This window comes from Streptomyces sichuanensis (genome assembly GCF_020328095.1).
GTDB lineage: Bacteria > Actinomycetota > Actinomycetes > Streptomycetales > Streptomycetaceae > Streptomyces > Streptomyces cinnamoneus.
Window position 1 is genome coordinate 22,701 of record NZ_JAIXMK010000106.1, and the last position, 10,897, is coordinate 33,597.

7 protein-coding genes are annotated in these 10,897 nt (G+C 72.1%); 4 read left to right on the forward strand and 3 right to left on the reverse strand.

The features are described from left to right. Nucleotides 1-208 precede the first annotated feature (208 nt). Complete coding sequence (locus LE181_RS25200) at nucleotides 209-1,951, forward strand: TIGR03767 family metallophosphoesterase (RefSeq protein ID WP_225663783.1); 1,743 nt, start codon at nucleotides 209-211, stop codon at nucleotides 1,949-1,951. A 39-nt stretch (nucleotides 1,952-1,990) separates the two neighbouring features. Here LE181_RS25200 and LE181_RS25205 read toward each other — a convergent pair whose 3' ends face one another. Together LE181_RS25205 and pepN (LE181_RS25210) are read right to left on the reverse strand one after the other, a co-directional pair. Next, nucleotides 1,991-3,037 carry a hypothetical protein gene (locus LE181_RS25205; protein ID WP_225663784.1) on the reverse strand — a complete coding sequence of 349 codons (1,047 nt, stop codon included), beginning with the start codon at nucleotides 3,035-3,037 and terminating at the stop codon, nucleotides 1,991-1,993. Between the two features lie 127 nt (nucleotides 3,038-3,164). Continuing rightward, nucleotides 3,165-5,777 carry an aminopeptidase N gene (pepN, locus tag LE181_RS25210; protein WP_225663785.1) on the reverse strand — a complete coding sequence of 871 codons (2,613 nt, stop codon included), beginning with the start codon at nucleotides 5,775-5,777 and terminating at the stop codon, nucleotides 3,165-3,167. 144 nt (nucleotides 5,778-5,921) lie between these two features. On the opposite strand from pepN (LE181_RS25210), the gene LE181_RS25215 reads away from it, so the two are divergent. Both LE181_RS25215 and LE181_RS25220 read left to right on the forward strand, forming a co-directional pair. Next, the gene (locus tag LE181_RS25215) at nucleotides 5,922-6,557 is read left to right on the forward strand and encodes a mycothiol-dependent nitroreductase Rv2466c family protein (RefSeq protein WP_372458492.1); all 636 of its coding nucleotides are present in this window, start codon (nucleotides 5,922-5,924) and stop codon (nucleotides 6,555-6,557) included. Between the two features lie 66 nt (nucleotides 6,558-6,623). After that, nucleotides 6,624-7,259 carry a hypothetical protein gene (locus LE181_RS25220; RefSeq protein WP_225663786.1) on the forward strand — a complete coding sequence of 212 codons (636 nt, stop codon included), beginning with the start codon at nucleotides 6,624-6,626 and terminating at the stop codon, nucleotides 7,257-7,259. Between the two features lie 108 nt (nucleotides 7,260-7,367). Here the strand turns inward: LE181_RS25220 and LE181_RS25225 are convergent, their stop codons facing one another. After that, complete coding sequence (locus LE181_RS25225; protein WP_225663787.1) at nucleotides 7,368-8,009, reverse strand: superoxide dismutase; 642 nt, start codon at nucleotides 8,007-8,009, stop codon at nucleotides 7,368-7,370. Between the two features lie 247 nt (nucleotides 8,010-8,256). On the opposite strand from LE181_RS25225, the gene pepN (LE181_RS25230) reads away from it, so the two are divergent. Continuing rightward, nucleotides 8,257-10,827 carry an aminopeptidase N gene (pepN, locus tag LE181_RS25230; RefSeq protein WP_225663788.1) on the forward strand — a complete coding sequence of 857 codons (2,571 nt, stop codon included), beginning with the start codon at nucleotides 8,257-8,259 and terminating at the stop codon, nucleotides 10,825-10,827. Nucleotides 10,828-10,897 lie beyond the last annotated feature (70 nt).

Below are 10,897 nucleotides of genomic sequence, written 5' to 3' on the forward strand. Positions count from 1 at the left end.
GTGAACGCTGAGTGAGCGTCAGCACTCCAGGGGACGAGTGGTGTATGCCAGTTCGCAGTAGCCAAGATCCATGTGAGGCGATCGGCGGCAACCGTTGCGGCCCGGTTCACGCCCAGGTCACTCGCGCTGCCAACGATCCTCACTGACCGGGGCCCGCAGCCCGCCCGCACGACCGCCAGCCTTCGCGTTCGCACTCGGGGAGACCGCCATGCACCGCAGATCCCGCAGAACCGCAGACTCGCCCCTCGACCGCCGTACGTTCCTGGCCGCCGCGGGCGCCGTCACCACGGCCGCCGGGCTGGGCCTCACCGTGGGCGCGGGCAGCAGGCCGGCGTCGGCCGCGCCGGGCGACCCCGCCCCCCCGGTCACCACGGCGGCCACGCCCGCGGCCGGGGCACCGGCGGCCGCCCCGACGGGCGAGGGCACCACGCTCGTCTCCGTGGCCGCCCCGCGCGGCAGCAGCGGCTACCGCCGGCTCGGCGACGGCCCCGGCTGGTCCCGGGTCGTACGCGCCGACCTGGCCGCAGCGCAGAACGGCCGCGAGGACCGGCGGACGACGCTCGCGTCCTTCGTACAGTTCACCGACCTGCATCTGACGGACGTGCAGCACCCGCTGCGCTACGAGTTCTTCCGCGCCGGCGACGTGGGCGGCTGGCGGCCGCACGAGGCACTGACCCTGCCCGGGGTCGTCTCCCTGGTCGAGCGCGTCAACAAGGTGCGCCGGGGACCGGCGACCGGGACGCCGTTCGACTTCGTCATCACCACGGGCGACAACGGCGACGAGAACGCCAAGATCGAGGTCGAGTGGTTCCTCACCGCCCTCAGCGGCGGCCGGATGACCCCCAACACCGGCGACCCGCACCACTACGAGGGCGTGCAGAACAGCGGCCTCAAGCAGTACTGGCACCCCGAGAGCGCCCTGCGCGACCAGGACAAGGCGGCCGGCTACCCGCGGATCGACGGCTATCTGGAGGCCGCCTGCCGCCGCGTCACCAGCCCCGGCCTGAACATCCCCTGGTACTCCACCTTCGGCAACCACGACCTGCTCTCCGGCGGCTGCTACCCGGCCGCGGGCTCCTTCATCGCCGACATCTGCGTGGGCAGCCGCAAGCTGCAGTACATCCCGCCCGCCGAGGCCAAATGGCTGATGGAGGGCGAGGTCGGGGGCGCCGACCCCAAGGGCAAGCGCATAGAGTCCATGCTCAAGTCGCACAAGAAGGACATGCGCACGATCACCCCCGACCCGCGCCGGGTGCCGCTGACGGCACGTCAGTACGTGGCCGCCCACCTCGACCCGCAGCACACCGGGCGCGGACCGGTCGGCCACGGCTACACCCGCGCCAACCTCGACTCGGGCACCCTCTACTACACCTTCAAGGTGTCCGACAAGGTCATCGGCATCAGCATGGACTCGACCGACCCCGGCGGCCACTACCAGGGCTCACTGGGCACCTCCCAGCTCACCTGGCTGGACCGGACGCTCACCGAGCACAAGGACCAGTACGCCCTGATCTTCAGCCACCACCCGAGCTGGAGCATGAACAACATGACGCCCGACCCCGCCCACCCGGGCGAGAAGCGGCACGGCGGCGACGAGGTGATCGCCCTCCTCCAGCGCCACTCCAACGTCCTGGCCTGGATCAACGGCCACAGCCACCGCAACCGCATCCGCCCGCGCGGCAGCTTCTGGGAGATCGCCACCGCCTCGCACGTCGACTACCCGCAGCTCGCCCGCATCGTCGAGATCACCGACAACCACGACGGGACGATCTCGCTCTTCACCACCCTCATCGAATCGGCCGCCCCGTACCGCACCGACGTCCACGACCTGTCCCAGACCGGCCTCGCCTCCCTCTACCGGGAGCTCGCCTTCAACGCCCCCGGCTCGGACACCTCCCTGGCCGGCTCGCCACCCGACCGCAACACCGAACTGCTGCTGTCCCGGCGCTGACCGCGCCGGGCCGGCGGCCGGGACGGCACGGGAAGGGATTCACCTCGGCAGGACGACGAGAGGGGCGCAGGGGTCGCGGTCGGCCGACGCCACCAGGGCGGTGCGGACGACCGCGGCCGTCTGCTCCAGCGCCTCCGCGTCCCCGAGCCTCTTCGGTGTCACCCGGACGAGCACGACGCCCAGTCGCTCCAAGTGCTCGCGTCGGCGGGCAGGTTCGGACCAGACGGCCTCCTCCTGCTCGCGGGGCGCGCGCGTGTCGAGCTCCAGGGCCACCGCGTGGTCGGGCCAGAACGCGTCCACGCTGCCGAGGCAGGGCCCGCCGGGCAGCCGCAGCTCGACGTTCCACAGCGGCGCCGGCAGCGCGTGCTCGCGCACCATGGCGTACAGCCGGCCCTCGGCGACCGCCCGGCCCTCCGCCAGCAGTGCCTCCACCGCGTGCACCACGTGCGGCCGCGCCAGCAGCCGGGCGCGGGTCAGCTCCCGCACGACCGCCGTCGCCTCGGCGTGCCCGCCGCGCACGGCCTCGCTCAGCAGGGCGCGCACCGCCGACGCGTCGGTCAGCTGCGCCACGGTGTCGGCGACCGCCCGGGCGACCGGGGCGACCGGCACGCCCGTCACCAGGCGGGCGCGCGGCACGGTGTGCGCCCGTACGAGCCGTACGAACCCGTTCGACCGCAGGCGCCGGGTGCGCGGCAGCAGGACGTCGATGTGCTCCAGGGAGAGCAGCGAGGGCACGCAGGTGAAGCGGTACAGGGCCAGCGCGGCCGGGCCGGTGACCATGGCCTGCCCGTAGCCGGCCGGCTCGGCCTCGCGCGCGGCCGACGGGCCCGGCTGCCGGGGCACCTGGGCGCGCGGCAGGGTGTACATCAGGGCGGCGTGCAGCCGCTCCTCGCTGGTGGCCGGCCCGGTGTGGAGCAGGTAGACCCCCGGCAGCAGCTGCTGCCAGGGGCCGCCGGACCGGCAGCGCGCGGCGACCTCGGATCCGGTGAGCCCGTGCTCGCGCAGCCCGCGCGCGGTCATGACCCGGTGGCGGACGTCGGAGAGGTGGTGGAGGGGGCGGGGGGAGAGGGGGGTGTTGGGGTTCATGCCCCGGCCATTCCCGCCCCGCGCCCACCCCCTAACCGCTGTTACGGGCCCGTCGACAATTCAGGACAACGCCGTTCGACATCAACGGTGTTCGAGAACGGTCGCCGGGCCCGCCGGGGGCCGGCGGTCAGCCCGCCGCGGCGTCGCACTCCTGCGCGCGCAGGGCCCGCGCCAGGTCGTCGCGGGCCTCCAGCACCAGCCGGCGCAGGGCGGGGGGCGCGTCCTCGTGCGCCTGCAGCCAGGCGTCCGTGGCCTCCAGCGTCTCCCGGTCGTCCTGCAGCGCCGGGTAGAGACCGCGGACGACCGCCATGGCGATCTCGATGGACCGCTCGTTCCAGATGCGCCCGATCACCTCGAAGTAGCGGGGTGCGAACGGCGCCAGCAGCTCCCGCTGGGAGGGCTGGGCGAAGCCGGCGATGGTGGCCTCGGCGAGGGCGTTGGAGAGCGTGTCGGAGTCGACGACCGACGCCCACGCCTCGGCCTTGACCTCGGCCGACGGGCGGGAGGCGAGGCAGCGGACGTGGTGGCGGCGGCCGGAGGCCGTGTCGTCCCGGGCCAGCTCGGCGGCGAGCGTGGCCTCGTCGGCGGCGCCGCGGGCGGCGAGCGCGCACAGGAACGTCCAGCGCAGCTCCTGGTCCACGTCCAGGCCGTCGACCTTCCCGCTGCCGTCCAGCAGGCCGTGCAGCAGCTGCAGGTCCTGCTCGGTCTCCGCGAGCTGGGCGAAGAAGCGGGCCCAGGTCAGCTGGTGGCCGCTGCCGGGCTCGGCGAGCCGCAGCTCGCGCAGCGCGCTCTGGGCGAGTGCGCGGCCGGCCGGCTCACGGTGGGCGGGGGCCGCGTAGTACGCGAGGGCGCCACTGGCCCACGCCTGGACCATCTGCAGCACGCCGATGTCGGTCTCGGCGCCCGCGAAGCGCTGGACCAGCTCCAGGTAGTCGCGGGTGGGCATCAGCCCGTCGCGGGTGAGGTTCCACAGCGCGGACCAGCACAGCGCGCGGGCCAGCGGGTCGGTGAGGTCGCCCAGGTGGGCGCGCAGGGTGGCCAGCGAGCCCTCGTCGAAGCGGATCTTGCAGTAGGTGAGGTCGTCGTCGTTGACCAGGATCAGCTCGGGCCGCTCGGCCCCGGCCAGCTCGGTGACGACCGTGCGCGGGCCGGCGACGTCGACCTCGGCCCGGGCGTAGCGCTCCAGCGCACCGCCCGCCTCGCGGCGGCGGTAGAGGCCGACGGCCACGCGGTGCGGGCGCAGCTCGGGGTGGCCGGCGGGGGCCTCCTGCAGGATCGCGAGTTCGGTGATGCGGTCGGCGGCGTCGTAGGTGGCCAGCGGGGTCAGGGAGTTGACGCCGGCGGTCTGCAGCCAGGAGCGCGACCAGGCGGTCATGTCGCGGCCGGAGGTCTCCTGCAGCACCTCCAGCAGGTCGGTGAGGCGTGTGTTGCCGTAGGCGTGGCGCTTGAAGTAGCGGCGGGCGCCCTCCAGGAAGGCGTCGCGGCCGGCGTGGGCGACGAGCTGCTTGAGGACGGAGGCGCCCTTGGCGTAGGTGATGCCGTCGAAGTTGAGCTTGGCGTCCTGCAGGTCGTGGATGTCGGCGGTGACCGGGTGGGTGGAGGGCAGCTGGTCGGCGCGGTAGGCCCATGCCTTGCGGTTGTTGGCGAAGGTCACCCAGGCGTTGGTGAAGCGGGTGGCCTCGGCGAGGGAGAAGGAGCCCATGAAGTCCGCGAAGGACTCCTTGAGCCACAGGTCGTCCCACCACTCCATGGTCACGAGGTCGCCGAACCACATGTGCGCCATCTCGTGCAGGATCACGTTGGCCCGGCGCTCGTAGGCCGCCTGCGTCACCTTGCCGCGGAAGACGAACTCCTCGCGGAAGGTCACGCAGCCGGGGTTCTCCATGGCGCCGATGTTGTACTCCGGCACGAACGCCTGGTCGTACTTGCCGAAGGGGTACGGGTAGTCGAAGTGCTCGTGGAAGAAGTCCAGGCCCTGCTTGGTGACGGCGAAGACGTCGTCGGCGTCGAAGTGGCGGGCCAGGCCCTTGCGGCACAGGGCGCCCAGCGGGATCTCCAGGACGGTGCCGTCGGCGAAGGTGCGGGTGTAGTGGTCGCGCACGACGTGGTACGGGCCGGCGACGACGGCCGTGATGTAGGTGGAAATCGGCCGGGTGGGCACGAAGCGCCAGGTGGCCGAGGCGGCGTCCCCGGCGACGGGCTCGCTCTCGCCGTCCTGCTCGCCGTTGCTCAGCACCGTCCAGGAGGCGGGGGCGGTGACGGAGAAGGTGAAGGGGGCCTTCAGGTCGGGCTGCTCGAAGGTGGCGAAGACGCGGCGGGCGTCGGCGGGCTCGTACTGGGTGTAGAGGTAGACCTCGCCGTCCTCGGGGTCGGCGAAGCGGTGCATGCCCTCGCCGGTGCGGCTGTAGGCGCACCGGGCGTCGACGACCAGGACGTTCTCGGCGGCCAGGCCCTCCAGGGCGATGCGGGCGCCGTCGAAGACCGCCTCCGGGTCGAGCTCCCGGCCGTTGAGCGTGACCGACGTCACGGAGGGGGCCACGAGGTCGGCGAAGGTCGCCGTGCCCGGCTCGGCGCAGCGGAAGCGGATCGTGGTCACCGAGCGGAACGTGCGCGGGCCGGCGCCGGCAGCCGGACCCGCACCCACCGCGGAGCGCAGGTCGAGCGCCACCTCGTAGGCGTCCACGGCCAGCAGCCGGGCGCGGAGGCGGGCTTCCTCACGGGTCAGGTTCTCTCCGGGCACGACGCGGCTCCCTCGTCTTCATCGGATTGATCACTCAGATCATGCGAAACATCAGGAATCATGGCACGGGGGGTGCTTGTTGAATCACTGACTGTCCAGCTCGTTGCGCTCGTCGGAGACGCAGCAACCCCGGAGGAGATTCGCGTGACCGCGGAGAGAGTGACCGCCCACTTCTGGTTCGACCCCGCCTGCCCCTGGGCCTGGATGACCTCGCGCTGGATGCTGGAGGTCGAGAAGGTGCGGCCCGTCGACGTGCGCTGGCACGTCATGAGTCTGGCCGTGCTCAACGAGGACAAGATCGACCAGGTGCCCGAGGAGTACCGGGAGTACCTGCGCACCGACGCCTGGGGCCCGGTGCGGGTGTGCATAGCGGCCGCGAAGGAGTTCGGCGAGGAGGTGCTGGGCCGCCTCTACACCGAGATCGGCATCCGCTTCCACCCCCAGGAGCAGCCGCGCACCCGGGAGACCGTCGAGGCGGCGCTGGTGGCGGCCGGGCTGCCGGCGCGGCTGGCGGAGGCGTACGACTCCGAGGACCACGACGAGGACCTGCGCGTCTCCCACAAGGAGGGCATCGAGAAGGTCGGCCAGGAGGTCGGCACCCCGGTCATCGCCGTGCCCGGCGCGGACGGCGCCGAGGTCGCCTTCTTCGGCCCGGTCGTCACCCCGGCCCCCAAGGGCGAGGCGGCGGCACGGCTGTGGGACGGCACCCTGCTGGTCGCCGGCACGCCGGGCTTCTACGAGATCAAGCGGACCCGGACGTCCGGCCCGGTCTTCGACTGAGGCACGTCCCGCGGGCGGCCGCGGCGTCGACCTGCGGACCCGGGAGCGGTCCTTTAGTGTCCCGGTATGGGCCAGACCGACCTCTCGCGGCCGCTCGGCCGCGACGGCGGCTGGGCCGAGGCGGAGCCGCCGACCGCCAACGCGGCCTACGCGGAGCTGCCCCTGCGTCCGTACGACCTGATCACGTTGCTGGCGTGCCATGCGCTGGCGGCGCTGTGGGCGCTGCTGGGGCTGCGGCAGGCCGCGGGCATGCTGCGGCACTACCTGCGCGGCACGGGCGCCGCCCGCCGGGTGGACGCCGAGGCGCTGCTGGCCCTGGAGGTCGTCCGCTCGGCCGCCGCCGAGCAGCTCGGGCGGTGGCGGGCGGAGGCGCTGGAGCGGTGGCGGGCCGGGCCGGGCGGCCCTGCCGCGTACCCCGCCGACAGCGGCTGGCGCGATGTGCTGGTCACCCGCCGGGCGAGTCCCGACTGGTGGCTGGCGCTGCGCTGTGCGGAGTTCCGGCTGACCGGCACGGTCCGGGTGGATGCCGCCGGGGGCACGGTCGTGGACTACCGCTTCGCGGTGCAGAAGGCGTGGAACTTCGACCGCGGCAAGTCGGAGATGGGGGTGCCGTTCACTCCCTTCGCCCGGTTGCACGAAACCGGGCTGGCCAGGGAGTTCACGGTGACCGGTGAGGCGTTCGGCCACGCCCGGCCGGAATGATGGAATGCAGGGGAGACCCCCGCGCGATCCGAACGCGCGGGGGCCTCCTGGTGCGCCCGCCGCGTGAAGGGTGAGAAGACGATCACGAGCAGGCGGTCCGGGGGCGGGTCAGGGCGCCAGGATGATGGAGCTGCCCTTCTCCTTCGCGGCGAGGTAGCGCGCGTTGACGTCCTGCCAGTTCACGACGGCCCACATGGCGTCGATGAAGTCCACCTTCTGGTTCTTGTACTGCAGGTAGAAGGCGTGCTCCCAGGCGTCGAAGACCAGGATCGGCACGGAGCCCTGGCCCACGTTGCCCTGGTGGTCGTAGACCTGCTCGACGATCAGGCGGCCGCTGATCGGCTCGTAGGCGAGCACGCCCCAGCCGGAGCCCTGGGTGGTGGCGGACGCCTTGGTCAGCTGTGCCTTGAACTTGGCGAAGGAGCCGAAGGACTCGGCGATGGCGTCCGCGAGCTCGCCCACACCGTCCTTGTCGAGGGGCTCGCCGCCGCCGTCGCCGGTCATGTTCTGCCAGTAGATGCTGTGCAGGATGTGGCCGGAGAGGTGGAAGGCCAGGTTCTTCTCCAGGCCGTTGATCGCACCCCACTGGTCCTTGTCGCGGGCCTCCGCGAGCTGCTCCAGCGTGTCGTTGGCGCCCTTGACGTACGCGGCGTGGTGCTTGTCGTGGTGCAGCTCAATGATCTTCGCGTCGATGACCGGCTGCAGGGCCGCGTAATCGTACGGAAGTTCGGGAAGTGTGTAGATGGCCATGCCGAGCCCTCCGACTGCTTATTGCAATGAACTTGCAGGTAAACGCTATCAGCAAGAGCATCTGAAATGCGGTCACGGGGGCACGCCTCGGTCCAAAGTCGGAGGCGGCCTAGGTCCCGGGGATCGGGCCCCCGGCCGGCGCGCGGGCGGGCCCCTCCGCCGTGAGCGTACGGACCGCCACGCACAGCGACGGCGTGGAAGGATGGCCGGAAGTCGCGACAGTGCGGAACGCTAAGGAGATGCCCCGGTGCCCGGAACGAACCTGACCCGCGAAGAGGCGCAGCAGCGGGCACGGCTGCTCGCCGTGGACGCGTACGAGATCGAGCTCGACCTCTCCGGCGCACAGGAGGGCGGCACCTACCGGTCCGTCACCACGGTGCGCTTCGACGCCACGGAGCCGGGCGACTCCTTCATCGACCTCGTCGCGCCGGCGGTCCACGAGGTCGTGCTGAACGGCACCGCCCTCGACGCGGCCGAGGTCTTCACCGACAGCCGCATCGCGCTGCCGGGCCTGGTGGCCGGCCGCAACGAGCTGAAGGTCGTCGCCGACTGCGCGTACACCAACACGGGCGAGGGCCTGCACCGCTTCGTCGACCCCGTGGACCAGCAGGCTTACCTCTACACCCAGTTCGAGGTGCCGGACGCCCGCCGCGTCTTCGCCTCCTTCGAGCAGCCCGACCTGAAGGCGACGTTCCAGTTCACCGTGAAGGCCCCCGAGGGCTGGACGGTCATCTCCAACTCGCCCACCCCCGAGCGCCCTGCCGACAACATCTGGCGCTTCGAGCCGACCCCGCGCATCTCCACGTACATCACCGCGCTGATCGCCGGCCCGTACCACGCGGTGCACAGCACGTACGAGAAGGACGGGCAGACCGTCCCGCTGGGCATCTACTGCCGTCCCTCGCTGGCCGAGTTCCTCGACGCCGACGCGATCTTCGAGGTCACGCGGCAGGGCTTCGACTGGTTCCAGGAGAAGTTCGACTACGCCTACCCCTTCGCCAAGTACGACCAGCTCTTCGTCCCGGAGTTCAACGCGGGCGCGATGGAGAACGCGGGCGCGGTCACCATCCGCGACCAGTACGTCTTCCGCTCGAAGGTCACGGACGCCGCGTACGAGGTGCGTGCGGAGACGATCCTGCACGAGCTGGCGCACATGTGGTTCGGCGACCTGGTCACCATGGAGTGGTGGAACGACCTGTGGCTGAACGAGTCGTTCGCCACCTACACCTCCATCGCCTGCCAGGCGTACGCGCCCGGCAGCAAGTGGCCCCACTCGTGGACGACGTTCGCCAACTCCATGAAGACCTGGGCCTACCGGCAGGACCAGCTCCCCTCCACGCACCCGATCATGGCGGACATCCGCGACCTGGACGACGTGCTCGTCAACTTCGACGGCATCACCTACGCCAAGGGCGCGTCCGTCCTCAAGCAGCTCGTCGCCTACGTCGGCATGGACGCGTTCTTCACCGGCGTCCAGGCGTACTTCAAGGAGCACGCCTTCGGCAACACCCGCCTGTCCGACCTGCTCGGCGCACTGGAGAAGACCTCCGGCCGTGACCTGAGCACCTGGTCGAAGAAGTGGCTGGAGACGGCCGGCATCAACATCCTGCGCCCGGAGGTCAGCACGGACGCGTCCGGCGCCATCACCTCCTTCGCCGTCAAGCAGGAGGCTCCCGCGCTGCCCGCCGGCGCCAAGGGCGAGCCGGTGCTGCGCCCGCACCGCATCGCGATCGGCCTGTACGAGCACGAGAACGGCAAGCTGGTCCGCAAGGACCGCATCGAGCTGGACGTCGACGGCGAGCTGACCGACGTCCCGCAGCTGGCCGGCAAGCCCCGCCCGGCGGTCGTGCTGCTCAACGACGACGACCTGTCGTACGCCAAGGTGCGCCTGGACTCCGAGTCGCTGGCGACCGTCACCCAGCACCTGGGCGACTTCACCGAGTCCCTCCCCCGGGCGCTGTGCTGGGCCTCCGCCTGGGACATGACCCGCGACGGCGAGATGGCCACCCGCGACTACCTGGACCTGGTGCTCTCGGGCATCGCCAAGGAGTCCGACATCGGCGTGGTGCAGTCGCTGCAGCGCCAGGTGAAGACCGCCGTCGACCTGTACGCCGCGCCCACCTGGCGCGAGACGGGCCTGGCGAAGTGGACCGAGGCCACGCTGGAGCACCTGCGCGCGGCGAAGCCGGGCAGCGACCACCAGCTGGCGTGGGCCCGCGCCTTCGCCGCCACCGCCCGCACCGACGAGCAGCTCGCGCTCCTCGCCGCCCTGCTGGACGGCAGCGAGTCCATCGAGGGCCTGACCGTCGACACCGAGCTGCGCTGGGACCTGCTGACCCGGCTCGCGGCGACGGGCCGGGCGGACGACGCGGCCATCGACGCCGAGCTGGAGCGCGACAAGACCTCGGCGGGCGAGGAGCACGCCGCCTGGGCGCGGGCCGCACGGCCGACGGCCGAGGCGAAGGCCGCGGCATGGGCCTCGGTCATCGAGTCCGACAAGCTGCCCAACGCGGTGCAGGAGTCGGTCATCGGCGGCTTCCAGCAGGCCGACCAGCGCGAGCTGATCGCCCCCTACGCCGAGAAGTACTTCGCGGTGGTCAAGGACGTCTGGGCGAAGCGCAGCCACGAGATGGCCCAGCAGATCGCCGTCGGGCTCTTCCCCGCCCTACAGGTCTCCCAGGCCACCCTGGACGCGACCGACGCCTGGCTGGCCTCGGCCGAGCCCAACGCGGCGCTGCGCCGCCTGGTCACCGAGTCCCGCGCGGGCGTCGAGCGGGCGCTGAAGGCCCAGGCCGCGGACGCGGCCGCCGCCGTCTGAGACGGCGCACGGGGGCGCCCCGGACCGTACGGTCCGGGGCGCCCCCGTGCGCCGTCTCAGACGGCGGCGG

Bases quoted from the DNA above. Each gene is read 5' to 3' on its own strand.
- LE181_RS25200 (WP_225663783.1), top strand. From the start codon at position 209: ATGCACCGCAGATCCCGCAGAACCGCAGACTCGCCCCTCGACCGCCGT.
- LE181_RS25205 (WP_225663784.1), bottom strand. From the start codon at position 3,037: ATGAACCCCAACACCCCCCTCTCCCCCCGCCCCCTCCACCACCTCTCC.
- LE181_RS25220 (WP_225663786.1), top strand. From the start codon at position 6,624: ATGGGCCAGACCGACCTCTCGCGGCCGCTCGGCCGCGACGGCGGCTGG.
- LE181_RS25225 (WP_225663787.1), bottom strand. From the start codon at position 8,009: ATGGCCATCTACACACTTCCCGAACTTCCGTACGATTACGCGGCCCTG.